General features: G+C 58.1%; 17 protein-coding genes. 13 read left to right on the forward strand and 4 right to left on the reverse strand.

The features are described from left to right. Positions 1–10 precede the first annotated feature (10 nt). The 3 genes from EDE05_RS09915 to EDE05_RS09925 are packed head-to-tail and all read left to right on the forward strand — an operon-like array spanning position 11 to position 2876. On the forward strand, positions 11–544 hold the full coding sequence (locus EDE05_RS09915) for a TRAP transporter small permease (protein WP_105371201.1): 534 nt from the start codon (positions 11–13) through the stop codon (positions 542–544). Next, positions 544–1821 (forward strand): TRAP transporter large permease subunit, encoded by a 1278-nt coding sequence (locus EDE05_RS09920; RefSeq protein WP_112797716.1) that lies wholly within the window; start codon positions 544–546, stop codon positions 1819–1821. The genes EDE05_RS09915 and EDE05_RS09920 overlap by 1 nt, the downstream gene beginning before the upstream one ends. A 47-nt stretch (positions 1822–1868) precedes the next feature. Beyond that, complete coding sequence (locus EDE05_RS09925; protein ID WP_105371203.1) at positions 1869–2876, forward strand: TRAP transporter substrate-binding protein; 1008 nt, start codon at positions 1869–1871, stop codon at positions 2874–2876. Between the two features lie 51 nt (positions 2877–2927). Here EDE05_RS09925 and EDE05_RS09930 read toward each other — a convergent pair whose 3' ends face one another. Together EDE05_RS09930 and EDE05_RS09935 are read right to left on the reverse strand one after the other, a co-directional pair. Further along, the gene (locus EDE05_RS09930; protein WP_245422783.1) at positions 2928–3842 is read right to left on the reverse strand and encodes a DMT family transporter; all 915 of its coding nucleotides are present in this window, start codon (positions 3840–3842) and stop codon (positions 2928–2930) included. A 270-nt stretch (positions 3843–4112) separates the two neighbouring features. After that, positions 4113–5156, reverse strand: coding sequence for a class I SAM-dependent methyltransferase (locus EDE05_RS09935; protein WP_112797714.1), 1044 nt, complete (start codon positions 5154–5156; stop codon positions 4113–4115). A gap of 318 nt (positions 5157–5474) precedes the next feature. Between EDE05_RS09935 and EDE05_RS09940 the strand changes: the two genes are divergently transcribed. From EDE05_RS09940 to EDE05_RS09950, 3 genes are all read left to right on the forward strand, one after another. Continuing rightward, complete coding sequence (locus tag EDE05_RS09940; RefSeq protein ID WP_112797712.1) at positions 5475–7472, forward strand: EAL domain-containing protein; 1998 nt, start codon at positions 5475–5477, stop codon at positions 7470–7472. Between the two features lie 223 nt (positions 7473–7695). Next, the gene (locus tag EDE05_RS09945; protein WP_105371205.1) at positions 7696–9057 is read left to right on the forward strand and encodes an MFS transporter; all 1362 of its coding nucleotides are present in this window, start codon (positions 7696–7698) and stop codon (positions 9055–9057) included. Positions 9058–9166: 109 nt separating this feature from the next. Further along, on the forward strand, positions 9167–9922 hold the full coding sequence (locus tag EDE05_RS09950) for a FadR/GntR family transcriptional regulator (RefSeq protein WP_205839311.1): 756 nt from the start codon (positions 9167–9169) through the stop codon (positions 9920–9922). A gap of 17 nt (positions 9923–9939) precedes the next feature. Here the strand turns inward: EDE05_RS09950 and EDE05_RS09955 are convergent, their stop codons facing one another. Together EDE05_RS09955 and EDE05_RS09960 are read right to left on the reverse strand one after the other, a co-directional pair. Beyond that, entirely contained in the window at positions 9940–10761 is an 822-nt protein-coding gene (locus EDE05_RS09955) for a carbohydrate-binding protein (RefSeq protein WP_112797709.1), read from the reverse strand. 11 nt (positions 10762–10772) lie between these two features. Beyond that, positions 10773–12563 (reverse strand): heparinase II/III family protein, encoded by a 1791-nt coding sequence (locus tag EDE05_RS09960; protein WP_112797707.1) that lies wholly within the window; start codon positions 12561–12563, stop codon positions 10773–10775. 233 nt (positions 12564–12796) lie between these two features. Between EDE05_RS09960 and EDE05_RS09965 the strand changes: the two genes are divergently transcribed. The 7 genes from EDE05_RS09965 (at position 12797) to EDE05_RS09995 (ending at position 20878) form a co-directional block, all read left to right on the forward strand. Continuing rightward, on the forward strand, positions 12797–13747 hold the full coding sequence (locus tag EDE05_RS09965) for a sugar ABC transporter permease (RefSeq protein WP_112797705.1): 951 nt from the start codon (positions 12797–12799) through the stop codon (positions 13745–13747). 5 nt (positions 13748–13752) lie between these two features. Beyond that, complete coding sequence (locus tag EDE05_RS09970; RefSeq protein WP_112797703.1) at positions 13753–14589, forward strand: carbohydrate ABC transporter permease; 837 nt, start codon at positions 13753–13755, stop codon at positions 14587–14589. A 4-nt stretch (positions 14590–14593) separates the two neighbouring features. Next, positions 14594–15766, forward strand: coding sequence for a glycoside hydrolase family 88 protein (locus EDE05_RS09975; protein ID WP_112797700.1), 1173 nt, complete (start codon positions 14594–14596; stop codon positions 15764–15766). A 7-nt stretch (positions 15767–15773) separates the two neighbouring features. Continuing rightward, positions 15774–16883, forward strand: a complete 1110-nt coding sequence (locus tag EDE05_RS09980; RefSeq protein ID WP_112797698.1) for an ABC transporter ATP-binding protein — start codon at positions 15774–15776, stop codon at positions 16881–16883. Positions 16884–16903: 20 nt separating this feature from the next. Beyond that, positions 16904–17683 carry a YesL family protein gene (locus tag EDE05_RS09985; RefSeq protein ID WP_112797696.1) on the forward strand — a complete coding sequence of 260 codons (780 nt, stop codon included), beginning with the start codon at positions 16904–16906 and terminating at the stop codon, positions 17681–17683. Beyond that, complete coding sequence (locus tag EDE05_RS09990; protein ID WP_112797694.1) at positions 17670–18950, forward strand: sugar ABC transporter substrate-binding protein; 1281 nt, start codon at positions 17670–17672, stop codon at positions 18948–18950. Before EDE05_RS09985 ends, EDE05_RS09990 begins: the two co-directional genes overlap by 14 nt. 74 nt (positions 18951–19024) lie before the next feature. After that, entirely contained in the window at positions 19025–20878 is a 1854-nt protein-coding gene (locus EDE05_RS09995; protein ID WP_112798017.1) for a DUF2264 domain-containing protein, read from the forward strand. Positions 20879–20953: the final 75 nt, after the last annotated feature.

Genomic DNA, 20953 nt, shown 5'->3' on the forward strand with positions numbered 1-20953 from the left:
GGAAGAAGCGATGCAAAAGGCAATCGATCTTTTTTACAAATTCCTGGAATTTCTGCTGATCATCCTGCTGTCGGGGATGGCGCTGATGGTGTTCGTCAACGTGGTGCTTCGCTATGCGTTTAACTCCGGGCTGAATATTTCGGATGAAATGTCGCGATATTTCTTCGTCTGGCTGACATTCATCGGAGCAGTCGTCACCTTCAGGGAATATGGTCACCTCGGTGTCGAAACCCTGGTGGCCCTTTTCGGCCGCGCGGGCCGGATCATCTGCATGATCCTCAGCAATCTCATCATCATCCTGTGCTCGGCCATCTTCTTCTGGGGCACATGGAACCAGCTTCCGATCAATGCCAGCATGATGGCCCCCGTCACCGGCCTTTCCATGGCATGGGTCTATGGCATCGGCTTCTTTACCGGCGCAGGCTGCACGATCATTGCCCTCGAACGCCTCGTGCGTCTGTTGACGGGCCGCGTAACCGACGATGAAATCTCGGCCTTCGCCGGCGAAAATCTGACACTCGAGCAGATGGCGGAGCGTACCTAATGACCCTTTTCGTCTTCGTAGGCTCGCTTCTCGGCGCCATGGCGATCGGTGTGCCTGTCGCTTTCTCGCTGATGTTCTGCGGCGTTGTCCTCATGTGGTATATGGGTATGTTCAATACCCAGATCATTGCCCAGAACATGATCGCCGGCGCCGATACGTTCACGCTGCTGGCCATTCCGTTTTTCATTCTCGCCGGTGAACTGATGAATTCCGGCGGTTTGTCGCGCCGTATCATCGATTTTGCGATCGCCTGCGTCGGGCATATCCGCGGCGGGCTCGGCATCGTGGCGATCGTCGCGGCACTCATCATGGCAAGTATTTCCGGTTCCGCCGCTGCCGATACCGCAGCGCTTGCCGCCATTCTCATTCCGATGATGGCCAAAGCCGGCTACAACGTTCCCCGCTCCGGCGGCCTGATCGCCGCAGGTGGTATTATCGCGCCGGTGATCCCGCCATCCATGGCCTTCATCGTCTTCGGCGTCGCGGCAAACGTTTCGATCACCCAGCTCTTCATGGCCGGGATCGTACCGGGAATCCTGATGGGGCTTTCACTGATCGTCACCTGGCTGATCGTGGTTCGCAAAGACAATGTGCAGGCGCTTCCCAAAGCGCCGATGAGCGAACGTGTGCGGGCGACCGGTCGCGCCGCCTGGGCGCTCGGCATGCCCGTCATCATCCTCGGCGGCATCAAGGCCGGCGTGGTAACGCCGACCGAGGCAGCGGTCATCGCCGCTGCTTATGCGCTGTTTGTCGGCATGGTGATATACCGCGAGCTGAAGCCCCGTGAACTGCCGCGCGTCATCCTGCAGGCTGCCAAAACGACGTCCGTCATCATGTTCCTGGTCTGCGCGGCACTCGTATCGGCATGGCTCATCACCGCTGCAAACATCCCTGCCGAAATCACGGCGTATATCGAGCCGCTCATCGATCGGCCGAAGATTTTGATGCTTGCCATCATGATCCTGGTCCTGATCGTCGGCACCGCCCTCGATCTGACGCCGACCATCCTGATCCTGACGCCGGTGCTGATGCCGATCGTCAAGCAGGCAGGGATTGATCCGGTCTATTTCGGCGTCCTGTTCATCATGAATAATTGTATCGGGCTCATCACACCGCCGGTCGGCGTCGTCTTGAACGTCGTCAGCGGTGTTGCCCGCATTCCGCTTGGAAAAGTGACGGCCGGGGTTTGGCCATTCCTGCTCGCTCAGACCATCGTGCTCCTTGTTCTGGTGCTTTTCCCCGAAATCGTCATCGCGCCAGCGCGCTGGCTGCGCTGACCGATGTAAAACCCAACCCACCTTCAACCGTCCAATGGGAGGACAAAATGAGAAAACTGCTCCTTGCTACAACCGCGATTGCCTTCGGTCTTTCCGCCGCGGCACCTGCTTTTGCCGAATTCAATTCGCGCAATATTCGCGTCTCGAACGGCATCAATGCTGATCACCCGGTCGGCAACGGCATCAAGGCCATGCAGGCCTGCCTCGACGAAAAGTCGGGCGGCAAGCTCAAGCTCACCGCATTCTGGGGCGGAGCGCTCGGCGGCGACCTTCAGGCAACCCAGGCCCTGCGCTCGGGCGTTCAGGAAGCTGTCGTCACATCGTCCTCGCCGCTCGTCGGCATCATCCCGGCCCTTGGCGTGTTCGATCTGCCGTTCCTGTTTGCCAATCCTGAAGAAGCCTACAAGGTGCTCGACGGCAAGTTCGGCGAGATGATGAACCAGAAGCTCGATGCCGCTGGCCTCGTCAACCTGGCCTACTGGGAAAATGGCTTCCGCAACCTCTCGAACTCCGTTCGTCCGGTCAACAAGTGGGAAGACCTGTCCGGCATGAAGGTTCGCGTCATGCAGAACAACGTCTTCCTCGACACCTTCCAGAACCTTGGCGCCAACGCTACGCCAATGGCATTCGGCGAGGTGTTCTCGGCACTCGAAACGAAGGCAATCGACGCACAGGAGAATCCCTATGTGACGATCGACACCTCGAAGTTCTTCGAAGTCCAGAAATACGTGACCGAGACGAACCACGCCTACACGCCGTTCCTGTTCCTCTTCTCCAAGGCGATCTTCAACACCTATACGCCGGACGAACAGAAAGCCCTGCGCGATTGCGCTGTCGTGGGTCGCGACGAAGAGCGAAAGGTCATCCAGGATCTCAACAAGAAATCGCTGGAAAAGATCAAGGCGGCGGGCGTTGCGGTCAACACGCTTTCTCCGGAAGAGCAGCAGCGCATCCGCGAAAAGTCCATGATCGTTTATGAAAAGCACAAGGCAACAATCGGCGCCGACGTTGTCGATGGCATTCTCGCGGAACTGAAGACAATCCGCGGAAAGTAAGCCGAGCACTTCGTAAAAATCGAAAGCCTGCGGTTCGCCCCGCAGGCTTTTTCATTCCGGAATGGATGGGAGCACCTTCTCGCGCTTCTTGAGCGCCTGTTCGCGAATGAAGATGAAAAGACCCGACGCAACGATCAACGCGGCGCCGATCAACATCCCGAAACGCGGAAGATCGCCGAAGAACATCCAACCAAAGATCACTGCCCAGAGCAGCAAGGTATATTGCAGTGGCGCAACGGTCGCTGCATCGGACATCTTGAGCGCCCGGTTGACCAACATATGGGCGGCCATGGCGACGATACCGAGCAGTCCAAGCAGCACAAGGTCCCGGCTTGAGGCAATCGGCGACCAGTCGAACGGGGCGGCGACCAGACCGGCAAGACCGGCGCCGGCCACCTGGAAGAAGACCAGCGCGCTGTCCGGTGTGCCGCGCAGGAAACGACCGGAAATCAACATGAAGGCGAAGGCACCGCTGCCGATGATCGAGATGACCGCCGGCATGGTGAACATGGCGCTCGAAGGTTCCAGAGTGATGATGACGCCGACGAAACCGACCGTGATCGCCGTCCAGCGCCGCCAGCCGACCGTCTCGCCAAGCAGGAATGGCGACGCGGCCGCGACATAGATCGGGGCGGCCAGCCAGTAAGTCATCACGTCGGCCAGCGGCAGATACATCACTGCGTAGTAGAAGCAAAAAACCTCTGCGGTGGAAAAGAACACCCGGGCAAACTGCATGCCCGGCCGCTCTACCGTCAGAAGATTGCCTAGACCCGCCTTCCAGACCATGGGCACGAGAATGAGAAGCGCCGCCAGACTGCGGATCAGGATGACCTGGCCAAGACCGTAGCTTAAGACCAGCCATTTTCCCATCGCATCGTTCAATGCAAACATCAGCATGCCGAGCAGCATCACGAGCGGACCGGCCAGATTGGCGGTTTTGAGCGCCATCGCGGATGAAACGTTCATTCAGATGCACCTCAGACGTAGAAAGCGTTTCCTGTGCCGATAGTCTGATCGCCAACAGGTTCGTAGGGATTGGTGGTAAAGGAAGGCAGGCCTTACATAAAGCGCTTTTGACCTTACCTGACACTCCAAGCTCTGCGGACGGTGCATCAGTTGCAAAATATCATCACCCCGGCGAAGCACGCGCAACTGCCGGGGTGATATCTCTGATAAATGACCTCTCCGACCCTGCCGCAGACGATGGGCAGGTTAGGCCAACGCGGACCGCAGGGCTCAGGAACGCTTCTTCAACACGCCGTAAACGATGTTGCGGTTCTTGCCGAAGAATACGCTCGCCTCGAAATCCTGGCCCTCGGTGCTGGCGTGGATGATGTTCCACATGTCCGCTTCCGAACGCAGAAGCAGAGCCCAGTTCATGAAGGTTTCGAGATAGCCGTCGACCTGGATTGGATAGGAGTAATTGGCAAACAGGAAAACGCCGTTTGGTTTCAGCATTTCCAGGCAACGCTGAGTCAGCTTGATGGCGACCTTGTCGACGAGATAGTCGTAGAGGCCCGAAGCATAGACCAGGTCGAACTGCCCCGGTCGCAGGCGGCCGGTCAATATCTGGCGTACCGAGCCATCGATCGCCTCGACGGCCGTTCCCTGATAGTCCCTGGCGATCGTCCCGACGCTCAAAGGATCCTGATCGAGTGCGACCCAGCGCTTCAGCCGCGTCTCACGCAGGGCTACGGAATGTTCGCATTCGCGCAGGTGACCGGCGGCGACGCTCAACACTTCCGTTTCAGGTCCGCGGGCATCGGCCACCTCATCGACATGGCGTGCAAGAATGTCACGGCGGTCCCAGTTGGCAAGCGACGACGGTGCCGTGCTCGTATATTCGAACAAGGCCTGGCCGAGCTTCGATGCCTTTGCCACATCCTCGGCGACACTTTCATGCCTATAGATGAAATCCAGGAGCCTTGCGTCTCCGGAATAGCCTCGTGGCTTGTCGTAGGACCAGCGCGTCAGAGGATCCTGCAGAAAAAATGAGGCAACGGGATGGTTCTGGACGAAGGGAACCAGTTCCTGCCAGACGCGCGGATCCAGTTTGTGCCGGCTTTCATGAAGCGAGTTAGTTACTTTGTCCGCAATCTTAACGGGATCGTCGCCCCGTTCGAACTGTTGGCGGGTCAGTTCCAGCATCAGCGCCATTTCAGCTTTTGCAACAGCCAGTTGCTCCTCGAACTGTTCGCTCTTGGGTGCCACAAGTTCATTAGCGATGGCTGCGGGGGTGATAAGACTATGACCGTCAAATTCAATCTTCATTTGCGTCACGCGAAAATACTCCAGTTACAAAAGGATTCGACTGGTCGGGCCGTTGCGCATTGTCGCGTTCTGGTCGTCCCGATGATTTTTATCATAGCTGGAAACTTCTGGTTAACTATCACATTCACGAAATAAGATTAACGGCGGGGATTTCGGGTTAAATTTAACAAGATTTAACAGCACCCCCTCATTTTGGTGGCTGAAACCACGTCTCGTCGTTTCTTTGATCCCAGAAGGGATCAGCGACCGCACGAGCCAAGAGAGCCTGGGGCAGGCGAGGCGGCCAGTCCCCTCGTGAAATGGAAATGCGAGCGGATGGAACAGTGCATGAAGCACACGTTTGCCGATGCGGTGGAAATCGATCTGCAAAAGAAGTTGCAGAGGCCGTCGGTGCACGAGCTTCGCAGACTTTATGAGAGCGACGCCGAAGCGGAGCGACGGATCGCCACGCGACACGGCCTGTGGATCGCCGTTATCATCTATGTGCTCTTCTCGGCCACCGACATATTGCTCATCCCCGACGTCGCCGTCCAGACAATCACGGCCCGGCTGGTGGTCGGGGGTATTGCGCTTGTGCTGCTTGAAGCCCAGTTCCGCCTTGATCTCGGCATCAAATGGCTCGACCGAACAAGCGCTCTGGCGCTCGTCATGGGATATGCGATATGGGCGATCCCGGCCGTGCAGACGATCTATACGGATAGTTTGTCTTATTACATGATCTTCGGCGCCATTTTCATGATGGGCGCGAATCTGTTCTTCAGCTTCCGTTTCGGGTTGTCAGTCGCAGCGTCCAGCGCTGTCTTGGTAACTTTCTTCCTGACCCTTTCGACCTTCTGGCCGACTGACATCTATGCGCTTGCCTTCGGCACCTTCTACGTCTCCTGCTTCGTCTTCACGTCTTACGTGAACTGGAAGCTGAACCTCGAGCGGTACCACGTTTTCCTGAACGCGCTTGAAGCCAAGATCCAGCAGAAAGAAGCGACCGACCGGGGCGAGGCGCTGCTGCGCATGTCCAATACCGACTACCTGACTGGACTGGAAAACCGCCGGGCCGTCGATCACAGGCTGAGGCAGTATTGGAATGAATGGCAGGCAAAGGGCCGCGGCTTTACCGCTATCCTCGCCGATGTCGACTTCTTCAAAAAATACAACGACGGCTATGGCCATCAGGAAGGTGATCGTTGCCTGATCCAGGTCGCCACCGCGATCAAGGAGGCAATAGCGCCCTTCGGCGGCTCAATCGGCCGTTATGGCGGCGAGGAATTCATTGTTCTTGCACCGATTGACCGGAAAGAGCAGCTGGCCGAACTGGCGGAGAAAATCCGCCTGACGGTCGAAGAGCTTGGCCTCCCCCACAGGGAGCGTCGCGACGGCACATCGATCGTCACCGTGAGTGTGGGTACGGCTTTCACCAGGGACCAGACCGGAGCAAAGCTGGAAAAGATCATTCATGAAGCCGACAGGGCGCTCTACAGCGCCAAGGCCAGCGGCCGCAATTGCGTCCGCCTGTTTGATCCCGACGACCCAAACAACAGCGACGAGACCGAGAACATCGCGGCCTTGCTCAAGATCGCTATCGACCAGAGCCTGGTGTCGCTCGTCTATCAGCCCATTGTGGACCTCAAGTCCGGCGAACGCGACGCGGTAGAGGCCCTCATGCGGCTGAAGACGCTCGACGGCGACATGGTCCCGCCAAGCCTGTTCATTCCGATTGCAGAGCGGACCGGCATCATTATCGAACTTGGTCGATGGCTCATTCGAACCGTCTGCCGGGATCTCCTGGCTCCGAACCACGTCCACATCGCCAGCGTCAACGTTTCGCCGATCCAGCTCAAGACCCCGGGCTTTGCGGCAAGCGTCGCGGCAATCCTCTACGAGACGGGAGTTAACGGTAGCAGGCTCGCTTTCGAGATTACCGAAGGTCTCGAAATGGAAATACATTCGGATATTTTGCGGTGCATCAGCGACTTGAAAACCCTGGGCATCAATATCTGGCTGGACGATTTCGGAACGGGATTTGCCGGCCTGTCGTGGTTGCGGCTCATAGATTTCGACACGGTCAAGATCGACCGCTCTTTCCTGCACGACAGCGCCTCCCCGCGAGGCAGAACAATGCTGCAGGATATAATCGGCCTCATCCGCAACCGGGGCCCGAAAATCCTTGTCGAAGGCGTGGAGACGGAAGAGCAGCTGGCTTTGATGCAGAAATTCCGCATCGACCACGTCCAGGGGTTTCATGTCGGCCGGCCTGCTCCCATTGATCAGCTGACCGCTATCAAAGACGAATTGGCGGGCCCGCGACATGCACCTATGTCCCGCCGATAAGCTGCAGCCGGCACAAACCATTTAAAGCGCCCGCTACGGGCTCCTCCGCCGGTACGGAGGATTTTTCCTTGGTAATGTCAAGGATACCGTAAGCCCAGCCTGCAGAGAACGGCAGAGAAATGCCGGATTGAATTCATCATATCAATCCATAAATCGTCATCCGACTTGACGACACATAGCCGGCAAGCCAAAAGGGACCATCGCATGATAGCTGGTCTCCCGATTGTCTCGCACGCCGCTCATCCTGTCGGTAGCTCTGTTCATGGAAAGCATGGACGCTACCGTCGTATCGACCTCGCTTCCGGCGATCGCGGCAGATATCGGCACCACTGCAGCCGCTCTGAAACTCTCCTTTGCCGCCTATTATGTCGCGATGGCGATTTTCGTGCCTTTGAGCGCATGGCTGGCCGATAGGATCGGGTGCCGGACGGTCCTGCGCACGTCAATGGCGCTGTTTATCCTCGGTTCGATCGGCTGTGCGGCATCCCAGTCCCTTCCAAGCTTTGTCCTCGCCCGGTTCGTCGAGGGGATCGGTGCGGCTTTCATGGCGCCGGTTGCCAGGCTCGCCCTTTTCAGAGTGACGCCCGGCGAAGACCTGGTTCGGGCGACATCGTGGTTGACGATCCCGCCCACGATCGCCCCCATGCTGGGCCCACCGCTCGGAGGCTTCCTGACGACCTTCGCTGCTTGGCAGTGGATTTTCCTCGTTAATCTTCCCCTCGCCGTGGCGGGAATCGTGCTGATCTCGCGCTTCATGCCCGAACCTGTCCGCCTGCCCACCCGCAGCTTGGATTTCAAAGGCTTCGTTCTTCTCGCCATCAGCCTTTCAGGCCTCGTGTTCGGCGCTTCTCTGATCAGCATGCCGATCCTTCCCGTCGGGGTTACGCTCGCCACGATTGCCCTTGGGGGACTAACGGGATTCGGATATCTGCGACACGCCAGGAAAAGGACCGATGCGGTCCTCGATATGTCCGTATTCCGCGAGCCTACCTTCCGGGCGACGACCATCGGCACAAGCTTGATGCTGATGGGCTGTGCGGCCCTTCCCTATCTGACGGCGCTCATGCTCCAGCTGGGGTTCGGCATGAACGCGTTTGAAGCCGGTCTTCTCGTCTTTTCCGGTGCGATTGGCGCGCTCGCTGCGAAATTCATCGTGGCGCCCCTGTTCAAACAAATGGGTTTTATGCGAATAATGATCTTATCCGCGCTGCTTTCCGGCGTCGGCATCGCCGTCAAAGCAACGCTTCTTCCGTCTACGCCCGCCCTTTTGATCATGGCGCTGCTTTTCATCAACGGTCTCGTCCGCTCGGTCTATTTCACAGGTCACGCCGTGCTTACAGTCGCGGATACGGCCCCCGAACAAGCCGGTCACGCAACTGCGATCGCCGCCGTCTCGCGCCCGGTCGCGTCCGCACTCTCCTTCGCGCTGGCGGGCGGCCTGCTTGGCCTTCTTTCCTCCGGCGGTGAGGCCAATACCATTTCAGACTACCACCTGGTGATCGCTGTGGGTGCAGCGCTATGCGCTAGTGCCGCACTGGCGTTCATCTTCAATCGGCGCGCCGGCAAGACACTGAACCGTTCTTGACGGCTGCCAACCGCACTCTTCCGTTGAAAGCGATCCATATTTGTCATACATGTGTGATGAATCCTGGACCCAGGGTTCAGCTTCACCGAATGGGCTCCAGGCGCTCAAAATGAAGGATCAAAGCGTGGCTATACAAGCAAAGGATCGCAGCAGGGGGCCTGGATCGCTGGTCTCGCAGGTCGGCGAAATCCTTCGCCAGGCGATTCTGAGCGGGCAATATGAGCCGGGCGCTAAGCTGCCGAGCGAAATCGAACTGACCGAGGCCCACGGCGTCAGCCGAACCGTTATTCGCGAAGCCGTAGCCGTCCTGCGTTCCGATGGACTTGTCGAAGTACGCCAGGGAGCAGGGATATTCGTCCTGCCTCCCGATGGTGGCCCCGGAGGAGCCAATCGAAAGATCGACAAGGCGCGCGTCTCCTCCGATCTGGAGGTGCTGGAGATCCGAACTCCGCTCGAAATCGAAGCCGCAGGGTTGGCAGCCATGCGCCGCTCACCGGCCCAGGAGGAGGCAATGTTCGCCTGCCACCGCAACATTCTCGATTGCATCGAGAATGACAGGTCGATCCGCGAAGCGGATCTTGCCCTTCACTTCGCCATCGCCGATGCCACAAACAACCCCCTGTTCCGCCAGTTTCTGGAATCGCACGGCTCTGCGGTCATACCTCAGTCGAAAGTGGTTGCAGAATCGCGCTCGGCTGAACAAACGGCCTACAGACGGCTGATCCACAAGGAGCATGAGGCGATCATTATGGCCATCTCCGACAGGAATGAAGAGGCTGCTCGCAACGCCATGCGCGACCATTTGCGGGGAAGTCAGCTTAGATACCGCGACCTGCTGAAGGCTTTGCGGACGACCGTCGGCTAGACGACATCGAGGACGGATCAGCCGAATTTCGCTCCTGACTGGGATTGAACGTAACGGGCTTCCCGCCCCCAGACTTCGATCTGCGTGAGCGCCGGAAATGGTGACGGATCATCCGCCTTTATCAGGCTGTGCAGCCTTACCCAGTCAACGGTCCGCGGCTCTATCCGGAGCGATTGAGCCATGCCCGTTTTTTTCAAGGGAAAACAAAACGTTTCTCCTCCGGAAAGGGTGATGCTCACCCTCTCCCACCAGGAATCGTGCGGAAAGTCCGCCCTCAAGTAGAGCACGACCTCGTCGATCTGGATCGGTCGCCCGAACTCCACGGTCAGCGCAGCTTGCGGATTGCGATCGATTCCCCAGCTCGTATAGGGCCAGAAGCCGTGACCATCACTGGCTTTCTCGCCGTCGATTGCATTGCGCGCGGCGAATGCCGCCTCCCCCCGGGTCTCGACATTGGCTTCCACATGCGGAAACAGGGTTGTGTTGGCGTGGTCGTCGAAGGGGTTTAAGGCGAGGTTCCGCCGATGCGCGATCTCGTCCTGTCGGGCCTTGCGCACATAAAGGCGATGGATGTCGCCTTGGAAAGCCTTTGGCGAGTGGGATGCCCGCCTGGCGCCGAAGGGGATCTTGAGAGCAAATAAAGAGCCCAAGAGATAAACCGTGGCACTACCGATCGCGTCATCGAGTGCCAAGATGACATGCCCTGGTTCGGACGCTTCGACAATGATCTGATCGCCTTCCTGGTAATTTTGACGGTAGACCAGGAAAACCTCCTGCTCCCCTGTCGAAGATGCCAGGACGGTCCCCTCGACGCTAACGATTTTCAACGTCAGTTCCATTCTCGTCCTCCTCAGACGATCCGTAGGGTCAGGCGTTTGTCTGCAAGGGGGACAAGCAGGCGGTAAATCATGGGGGGCCATGAGATCCTCAGCCGCGCGTCACTTATTTCGATGGGCTCGACATCGATCGCCCCCGCGCCTTCGACCTCAATCCGGCCCAAGGATGGCAGATCGATTAGTCCGGGCGATATCTGCGGTTCGATAGATGTCATCAGCGACAGAACTGCCGGGACATCGCCATCAAAAACATCGAGGATTTCGACATGCCGACCTCGCAGAAGCGAAACTGTGCGTTGGTAACTTCGCACGCGCGCCTCGCCCGGATAGGCTCCGGCGATGTCGAGCGATATGCGAGCTTCGACAGAGCTGAATTCAGTCACAAGGTCTCGCGCAGCAAACTCTTGTCCATCGGATTGCATGACCTCCCCAAATGTCGGCAAGTTGTGAAATGCCGACTGCATCGTCCAGATATCGTAGCGCTGCGGAGAGAACGTCTTGGCGGTATAAGTTTCGACCCCGACATCGATCAGGAATGGCCGGCCGTCCTTGTAAAGGGTCACGCTTCCGACATCGTTGTGATTATGACTTTCGCCATTGTGGCCACCCTTCACCGCAAGCGCGTAACGCTCGTCCCTCGCGATGAAGAGCCCGATGCCCGGATAGAGGATATCTCGCCCCGGCTGGCGCTGATCCTTGCGGGGAACCGCCGGGCCAAGGAGCAGCTCCTGCACCCGGTACCAGAGGTTCCATTCCTGCGGCAGATGTTGATTTTCGGCCATCGTCCTGTCGGCAGCGGCGAAGGACATCAATGCTTTGGACCCGACCGCTTTCCCGAACAGATATTCCCGCACGCTGCAGGGCTCCACGACCGCGGAGGAATCTGCAAAGTTGAAATAATAGCTGCCTGCGGCATGCATGTTTAAAATGTATTCCGCCATGTTGCGGATTTTCTGCTTGCCCCAGAGCGGCCTGACCACGCCCGGCGCCGCGGAATCAAGAATGGTCATCGCACCGTGCAGACACAGTGCAGCATGCCGATAGTAAACGACGCCCTCCTCACAGGCCCCATCCTCGGCATAATCCTTCAAAAAGGCATCCAGGCTGCCAAGCGCCTTCTCCACCACCCTCCGGCGCAACATCTGGTCTGTGCGAAGGCAAAAGACGGACAGAAGGATGTTTTGAGTTATCCAGGCCGTCCAGTTGTTCATCCTTTCATCGTCGCGCCCCATCCACCAGAAATGTCTGCCGCGATAGGGTTCAAAGATGCGGATTTCGACTTCGCGCTCAATACGCGAAACGATCTGCGGACTGACCGCGTCCAATTCGTCTCTCATCAAGGCAACCACGGTTGCCAGCTGCGCCGAGGTTTCCGCGGCAAAAAGATCGATGACCGGTTTCGACACGTCAGGGAGCAAGGATCGAGACCCGCCCCTCTCATAGGAATTGTGCGCGGGCAACTGCCAACCGCCTTCTTCCGCGATCAGGAAGATGCCGTCGACAATTCCGGCAAGAAAACGCCCCTTGCCTTCAAGCAGCTCCCCAAGCACCAGGTTGTTCAGCATCCTGCGCCGGGTGAAGTAGAGGTCCTCAAAGCGTGAGCGGTTGCCGGTCTCGACATATTCGCGATAGTCGGAAGCCCGGATAAGCGGCCATGTTTGCTGAAGCGTTTTCTTTGCGTCGAGGAGAACCGCGTCACGAATGGGAGCCGGCACAGCGGCCCAGGCTTGGCGGTCCCTTTGGAGCGCGCCCGGCGAAAAATCGAACAGAATGTCCGGCAGCTTTGCTACCACCTCGCTGAACACGTGTCTCCTCCGCAACTCCTTGAAGCTGGCCTGAAGCCTCCACCTATCATACGTATTTATGCTGTTCCACAAAATTCGTATGATTTATTCATAAGTTGTTTGACCACTCTGGAAGATATGCTATGTGGTGGATCAGGAGGCAGAGCGAGCGCACCAAGGCGCCCGCTTTCACGAATGCGGATTGAACTCTTGCGGCTCTGCGCCGCGGTCGATCGGCCTGGAGGAGATGATCGGTGTCCATTTCAAATACGGCGTCCGCGACGGGCCGGGCACCGGCAGTTCCTCGAACCAGGATCAAGGTCTTGTCCAGGCGGCGCCGCAAACTTCAGAATGCGCTCGTCGCCTATTCCTTTATCGCGCCGAATTTTATCGGTTTTGCCGTCTTTACGCTCGGCCCGATCCTTTTCGCCTTCGCACTGGCCTTCATGCACTGGGACGGTTCCAACGCGATCACCTTCGCCGGCCTCGACAATTTCTGGCGGCTTTTTGAGGACAAGGCGTTCATCGCAGCATTCTGGAACACGATCATCTATACGGTGGTATCGGTACCGGCCACGCTCGCCTGCGCGCTCGGCCTTGCGATCCTACTCAATCAGAAGATCGTCGGACGGGACTTCTTCCGCACGGCGATGTTCTTTCCCTATGTCGCTTCGCTGGTCGCCGTCGCAGTTGTCTGGAACATGATCTTCAACCCCGAAATGGGGCCGGTCAACATGATCCTCTATACCCTGGGCCTCGATCCGAAGGACATGCCCGGTTGGGCGGCCGATCGTCATTGGGCGATGGTGACGGTGATCCTCTTCGGCATCTGGAAGAGCATGGGCTATTACATGGTCATCTATCTTGCCGGCCTGCAGGGCATCAATTCGGAGCTCTACGAGGCGGCGGATCTGGACGGCGCCAACGCCTGGCAGAAATTCATCTATGTCACGGTGCCGCAGCTTGCGCCGACCACGTTCTTCGTGACCGTCATGCTGACGATCCAGTCCTTCAAGGTCTTCGATCAGGTCTACATGATCACCCAGGGCGGTCCCGGCACATCGACCCTCGTCCTTGTCTATCACATCTACAACGAAGCCTTCATTTCCTGGGATCTCGGCTATTCCAGCATGATCGCCCTGGTGCTGTTCTTCCTGGTGCTCGCCGTTACTGTCGTCCAGTTCCGCCGCCAGAGGGAGGACTGACCGTCATGCGAATTGCCGGACGCAAGATAGCCGTGAAGACCGTTGTCATTTATGCCACCGCCATCGTCATCACCGCGGTCATGCTCATGCCTTTCGCGTGGATGCTGTCAGCCTCGTTGAAGCTGAGCCGCGACGTTTTCGTCTTCCCCGTCGAATGGATTCCATCCGAGCCGCAATGGCAGAACTATGTGGACATCTGGACGAAGATCCCGCTGGCGCTCTTCATTTACAACACGTCGAAGCTGACGATCATCGTCACGCTCCTTCAGCTTCTTACATCCAGCTTTGCTGCCTACGCCTTTGCCAAGCTCGAGTTTCCTTACAAGAACACGCTGTTTCTCGGCTATATCGCCACCATCGCCATGCCTTGGCAGGTCTACATGGTGCCGCAGTTCCTGCTGATGCGGGAATTTGGCCTCAACAACACGCATCTGGCGCTGATCTGCCTTCAAGCCTTCACCGCGTTCGGCGTCTTTCTGATGCGGCAATTTTATATGTCGATCCCCACCGAGTTGTGCGAAGCTGCCCGGATCGACGGCATGAACGAGTATCAGATCTGGGCACGCATCATGCTGCCCCTTTCGAAGCCGGCGCTGTCGACGCTCACAATTTTCACCTTCGTCACCACCTGGAACGACTTCCTGGGACCGATGATCTATCTGACCAAGACGGAGTTGAAGACCATCCAGATCGGCCTGCGAATGTTCATCGCCCAGTATTCGGCCGAATACGGGCTGATCATGGCGGCCTCCGTCGTCGCGCTCATTCCCGTCCTCATCGTTTTCCTGTCTCTGCAGCGCTTCTTCGTCGAGGGCGTCGCCTCGTCGGGCCTCAAGGGTTAAGTCCATGAACGCCATCCCTTCCTTCGCCCCGCAGCCGATTACCGATATCGAGGTAAGAAACGCCCTCGATATCGCCGTAGAGCAGGTCAGGCGAAATCTGCCAAAATTCACCTATGCCTCGCAAAACCACTCCAGCGTCGACAATATCTATCCGGCCGTTTCCAACGATCAGTGGACAGCCGGTTTCTGGCCGGGAGAAATCTGGCTCGCCTACGAGCACACGGGCGACAAGATCTTCCAATACGCAGCACAAATTCAGGTCCAGAGCTTCCTGCATCGGATCGTGAACCGCATCGAGACCGACCATCACGACATGGGATTTCTCTATTCCCCATCCTGCGTCGCAGCCTGGAAGCTGGCGGGGGACAAGGACGGTCGGAAGGCCGCCCTGCTTGCCGCCGACCAGTTGATCGAGCGCTTCCAGCCGATCGGCCAGTTCATTCAAGCCTGGGGCCGCAAGGGCGTCGCGGAAGAATATCGGTACATCATCGACTGCCTGCTCAACCTGCCGCTGCTTTACTGGGCAAGTGCAGAATCCGGTGATCCGAAATATCGGGAGGTGGCGCTGGTGCATGCGCGCACGACGCTCGCCAATTCCGTTCGCCCCGATGACTCCACCTATCACACATTTTACATGGATCCGGTCACCGGCGCGCCAGTGCGCGGCGTCACCAAACAGGGCTACAGCGACGAGAGCGCCTGGGCGCGGGGTCAGGCCTGGGGCATAGCCGGCATGGCCTTTTCCTATCGCTACGAGCCGCTTCCCGAATATCGCGAAGCCTTCGAGCGGCTTCTTGCCTTCTATCTGAACCGCTTGCCGAAGGACATGGTCCCCTATTGGGATCTGACCTTCTCGGACAAAGACGGCGAACCTCGCGACAGCTCGTCCGCTTCGATCACCGCCTGCGGCCTGCTCGAAATGGCCGACCTCGTCCCGCGGGAGGATGCCGCGCGTTACCGTGAGCTCGCCCGTCGGATGATCAAGAGCCTGGCGGATGGCTATGCGGTCAAGGATCCCGCCATTTCCAACGGCCTGGTCCTGCACGGCACCTATTCCAAGAAATCGCCCTTCAACACCTGTCGCGGCGAAGGTGTCGACGAATGCGTTTCCTGGGGCGACTACTATTACATGGAGGCCCTGATGCGCCTTTCGCGCACCTGGTCCTCCTACTGGTGAGGATCTGATGGCCAGCATTTCGCTCAAGAAACTGAACAAGACCTACGGTGCGCTGACCGTCGTCCACGACATCGACCTTGAGATAGCAGACAAGGAATTCATCATCCTCGTCGGCCCGTCAGGCTGCGGGAAGTCGACCACGCTGCGGATGATTGCCGGTCTCGAAGAAATCTCGGGAGGTGAACTGAAAATTGGCAACGACCTGATGAACGACGTTCCTTCCAAGGACCGCGACATCGCGATGGTTTTCCAGAACTATGCGCTTTACCCGCATATGACGGTCTACAAAAACATGGCTTTCGGTCTGCAGTTGCGAAAGGCTTCCCGCGAAATCATCGATACCAAGGTGCAGGAGGCCGCGAAAATCCTCGATATCACGCACCTTCTCAACCGCAAGCCGAAGGCTCTTTCGGGTGGACAGCGCCAGCGCGTGGCGCTCGGCCGCGCCATGGTACGCAATCCGGAAGTCTTTCTCTTAGACGAACCGCTCTCCAACCTCGATGCAAAGCTGCGCGGCACCATGCGCGCAGAGATCACCAAACTGCACAAGCGGCTCGATGCCACCTTCATCTATGTCACCCACGACCAGATCGAGGCCATGACCATGGCGGATCGAATTGTGGTCATGAAGGACGGGCATATCCAGCAGGTCGATACCCCACAAAACCTCTATGACCGTCCAGTCAATATGTTTGTCGCAGGCTTCATCGGGGCGCCGCAGATGAACATGTTGCCATGTGTCATCCAGTGCCGTGGGGAAAGCTTCGTCGCGATCTTCGACGGCCGAGAGCTGCCGTTGCCCGCCCACTTCGACAAGGTCCGCATTGCGCCTTACGAAGGGCAGGAACTGATGCTCGGCATTCGCCCGGAAAATTTCCATGAATTGGCGCCTGCCGATATCCCGGCGGAAAATCTGGCGACCTTCAAGGCCGTCCTTGATCTCGCCGAGCCGATGGGATCCGAGGTGCATCTAAACATGACGACAGGCGGACGAAACCTGATCGCGCGGGTTTCGCCGCGGTTCAAGGCGAATATCGGTGACGAGGTCGCGCTGGTGGCCGACATGACCAATGTACAGCTCTTCGACAAGCAAACGGAACGCTCGATCTTGTACTGAGGCGCCTGCGGGAGAAGGCCATGCAGTGGTTGCGGGATATGTGGACCAAGGAAGGCCGGGGCATTTCCAAGGATGCGCCGAAGAAGACCGGGCTTGCCTTGTTCGCAGAAATCTTCGCACGCGAATGGTGGGAGATGGTCAAGCTCAACATCCTGTTCGTCCTCGCAGCGATGTTCGTAGTGACCCTTCCCGCCGCACTCGTCGCCATGGCGCGGATCTGCGTCGCCTTCGTCGAGGATCGCAACACCTATCTTCTGCGGGATTTCACCGAAGCCTTCCTCCGCCACTTCTGGCGCGCCACATTATGGGGGATCGCTTTTACCGTTGCCCTCGGCGTCGGACTTTATGCGACCGTCACCTATGCTGCAGCTGCGAGAGAAACACTGGCGATGGCCGCACCGCTCGCCGTCAGCCTCGTCGTCACGGCTTTGATTGCAGTGCTGGCCTGCCACCTGGTTATGCTGATGGTCATGCGCGACCTGCCGCCCTTGACGCTGCTGCGCCTTGCATCCACCGCAACCATCATCCGTCCGCTTCCGGCGCTTGTCTCACTTGCCTTTGTGGCCGTGCTCTGGCTGGCGCATGTCGTTTTTTATCCGGTGTCGGTCTTCATGCCGGCAACCCTCAATTTTTCGCTCGCAATGTTCGCCGTCGCATTCGGCGTCCATCGGACACTGATCACGGTCCTAACCCTGCCCATCGCAAATCAGCAGCAAAACGAACCGCGTGCGCATGACGCCAGGCAACACATGAAATCCAGAAACACTTCAGGGAAGGAGAAACGGAATGTATTTGGATAACTTCGGGAGATCGATAATAGGCGCTCTGGCAGGTATGGCCTTGGCCGTCACCACCGCCGGGGCGGCATTCGCCCAGTCAGGCGAGGCCGTAACGCTCAAATGGGCGCTATGGGATTGGGACAAGGTCGCCTATTACAAGCCTCTGATCGAGGCCTATCAGGCAAAACATCCAAACGTGAAGTTCGAGCCGGTCGACCTCGGCTCGCAAGACTATCAGCAAATGATTTCCACGCAGCTGACCGGCGGTTCGAAGGATATCGACATCGTCACGGTCAAGGACGTGCCGGGTTACGCCAACCTCGTGCGGGCCGGTTCGATCAGCGATCTCAGCGGCTTCATGAAAGAACAGAAGATCGACACGGCACCCTTCGGCGGGTTGATCGAGGAACTGACGATCGACGGCAAGATCTATGCCCTGCCCTTCCGCTCCGATTTCTGGGTCGTCTATTATAACAAGGATATTTTCGATAAGGCCGGCGTTGCCTATCCGACCAACGACATGACCTGGGCCCAGTTCGACCAGATCGCCACGAAGCTCACAGGCGGCATGGGCGCTAACAAGACCTATGGCGCGCTTCTGCATACCTGGCGCTCGACGGTTCAGCTTCCCGGCATTCTCGACGGCAAGCAGACGCTGGTGGACGGAGAATATGCCTTCCTCAAGCCATGGTATGAGCGGGCACTTGCGCTTCAAAAAGAAGGCGCCATCCCCTCTTATGCTTCGTTGAAGACATCGAACACGCACTACTCGGCTTTGTTCTTCAACGGCACGATCGGCATGCTGCCGATGGGGACCTGGTTCATTGGAACCCAGATCGCCAAGGTCAAATCCGGTGAATCGAAAAGCAAGAACTGGGGTATCGTCAAGTTCCCGCATCCAGACGGCGTCGCCGCCGGCACAACTGCGGCGCAGATTGCCGGTCTCGCCGTCAACGCCAACTCCGACCACAAGCAGGCCGCGCTCGACTTTATCAAGTTCGCGAGCGGTCCGGAAGGCGCAAAGATCGTCGCCGATACAGGCACCATTCCGGCGCAGCGTACCGACGACGTGGGGGCTAAGATCGCCGCGCTTCCCGGTTTCCCACAGGACGAAGCAAGCAAAGCGGCGCTGAAGGCCGGGAAGTCGTACCTCGAAATGGCGGTGAACCCCAATGCAGCCAAGATCGAGGTGGTACTTAATCGCGCCCATGACTCCATCATGACGGATAATATCTCGATCGATGATGGCCTGAAGGAGATGACCGACGGCGTGAAGGCGATCAAGTAATTTTTGCCCCTGTCCATGGCCGCGGGCAGTTCCTCGCCTGCGGCCATTTTCCTGAAACTTCTCGGATTTTGATTTTGATTTACAATCCCGCCCAATCCAATCCGCTTTTTGGCAACCCTTTAAAGAGCCGCGACGACGTTTCACGGGCCGTCATTGACCTTTTCAAGCCACTCCTATCCTACTTTTCCGAAGGAGGCGCACGCGTGCGCCTCAATGCGGCGGGCGCGATATTCGATCGGGCGGCAGCTGATCTCGAGGGTTTTGCCCGCCCGCTTTGGGGTATCGTGCCCTTTGTCGCCGGAGGCGGTGATTTCCCGCACTGGGATCTCTATCGGCGCGGTCTCGCAAACGGGACGGATCCCGGCCACCCCGAATATTGGGGGGACCTTGCCGAGCGCAATCAGAGACTGGTGGAACTGGCTGCCATCGGCTTTGCCCTGGCACTGGTACCCGAATATATCTGGAGCCCGTTGGACGAGACCGCACAGCAAACTGTGGCAGCCTATCTCCTGCGTGCCCGAGACCTCGAATTCGTCGACAACAACTGGAAGTTCTTCCGGGTGCTGATCGACCTTGGGCTCGAGCGGGTCGGCATCGATTTCGATCGAACGAAAACCGAGACCTATCTTGATGAGCTCGAGGCGTTTGATATCGGGCAAGGTTGGTATCGGGATGGGCCGGTGCGGCGGGTTGATCACTACATTCCCTTCGCCATGCATTTCTACGGCCTGATCTATACGGTGCTGGCGAAAGGCGACGACGCGCGCAAAGATCGCTTCAGGACGCGCGTCCGGACTTTTGCCGGAGATATCCGCCACTGGTTTGGGCCGGATGGCGCCGCGCTCGCCTTCGGTCGCAGCCAGACCTACCGGTTCGCAGCGGGCGGCTTTTGGGGCGCTATGGCATTCGCCGATGTCGAGGCGCTGCCATGGCCGGAGATCAAGGGCTACTACATGCGCCATATCCGCTGGTGGTCGAGAATGCCGATCGCCGAGCGCGATGGCGTTCTTTCCATCGGCTACGGCTATCCCAACCTGCTTATGAGCGAAAGCTACAATTCGGCCGGCTCTCCCTACTGGGCGCTCAAGTTCTTCCTGCCGTTGGCGCTACCCGAAGATCATCCGTTCTGGGTTGCTGAAGAAGCGCCCATGCCGGAGTTTGCAGAGCCCGTTCCCTTAAAGGAACCGGGCATGGTGGCCATGCACACACCCGGCAATGTGGTGATTTTGTCGTCCGGCCAACAGCATGACAAGATGCGCGGCGCAAATGAGAAATATTCGAAATTCATCTATTCCACGCGTTATGCCTTCAACATCGAAGCCGACGACCGGAACTTTTCGGCCGCAAGCTTCGATGGAATGCTCGGCCTCTCCGACGACGGCGTCCATTTCCGGATGCGAGAAACATTGGAAGAGGCGCTGATCGCCGGCGACCGACTTTACTCGCGCTGGCGGCCTTGGCCCGACGTCGCGGTGGAAACCTGGCTTCTCCCTGCCAATCCCTGGCATATTCGCATCCACCGGATCGCGACGCCGCGGCGACTGCGCGCCGTCGAGGGCGGCTTCGCGATCGAGCGGGCCGATTTTAATCGCGATCGGCCAGAACAATCGGACGGCCGCGCCATTTGGCATGGCCAGAGCGATATCAGCGCCATCATCGATCTTTCGCCCGGGCCGAAACGCGCTGGCTTTGCAATGACCCCGATTGCAAATACCAACCTCATCCACGCCAAAACGCTGCTGCCGCAGTTGCAGGGCGAGATTACAGCCGGTACGACAGTGCTGGCCACCGCGGCGATGGCATTGCCTCTCGATGCCGATACCGCAATGGCATTGCAGACTCCGCCGGCATGCCCCGATCTCGGGGAACTGGAACAGCTTTTCCGATCAGAAGGTTCACCCATACCCGCGTTCAAACTCGAGCAATAGGCGTTCGCCCTGATCCCAAAGAGATGTCCGACACAAGAAATTTCGGCGCACAACATTCTGCTTGCGACACGAAAG

Origin of the sequence: Neorhizobium sp. R1-B, from assembly GCF_004368875.1 — a bacterium.
GTDB lineage: Bacteria > Pseudomonadota > Alphaproteobacteria > Rhizobiales > Rhizobiaceae > Neorhizobium > Neorhizobium huautlense.

Excerpts from the sequence above, each read along its gene's own strand:
- EDE05_RS09920 (WP_112797716.1), top strand. The coding sequence starts at position 544 with ATGACCCTTTTCGTCTTCGTAGGCTCGCTTCTCGGCGCCATGGCGATC.
- EDE05_RS09990 (WP_112797694.1), top strand. The coding sequence starts at position 17,670 with ATGTATTTGGATAACTTCGGGAGATCGATAATAGGCGCTCTGGCAGGT.
- EDE05_RS09955 (WP_112797709.1), bottom strand. The coding sequence starts at position 10,761 with ATGGAACTGACGTTGAAAATCGTTAGCGTCGAGGGGACCGTCCTGGCA.
- EDE05_RS09970 (WP_112797703.1), top strand. The coding sequence starts at position 13,753 with ATGCGAATTGCCGGACGCAAGATAGCCGTGAAGACCGTTGTCATTTAT.
- EDE05_RS09940 (WP_112797712.1), top strand. The coding sequence starts at position 5,475 with ATGAAGCACACGTTTGCCGATGCGGTGGAAATCGATCTGCAAAAGAAG.
- EDE05_RS09925 (WP_105371203.1), top strand. The coding sequence starts at position 1,869 with ATGAGAAAACTGCTCCTTGCTACAACCGCGATTGCCTTCGGTCTTTCC.
- EDE05_RS09985 (WP_112797696.1), top strand. The coding sequence starts at position 16,904 with ATGCAGTGGTTGCGGGATATGTGGACCAAGGAAGGCCGGGGCATTTCC.
- EDE05_RS09980 (WP_112797698.1), top strand. The coding sequence starts at position 15,774 with ATGGCCAGCATTTCGCTCAAGAAACTGAACAAGACCTACGGTGCGCTG.
- EDE05_RS09975 (WP_112797700.1), top strand. The coding sequence starts at position 14,594 with ATGAACGCCATCCCTTCCTTCGCCCCGCAGCCGATTACCGATATCGAG.
- EDE05_RS09915 (WP_105371201.1), top strand. The coding sequence starts at position 11 with ATGCAAAAGGCAATCGATCTTTTTTACAAATTCCTGGAATTTCTGCTG.
- EDE05_RS09930 (WP_245422783.1), bottom strand. The coding sequence starts at position 3,842 with ATGAACGTTTCATCCGCGATGGCGCTCAAAACCGCCAATCTGGCCGGT.
- EDE05_RS09950 (WP_205839311.1), top strand. The coding sequence starts at position 9,167 with ATGAAGGATCAAAGCGTGGCTATACAAGCAAAGGATCGCAGCAGGGGG.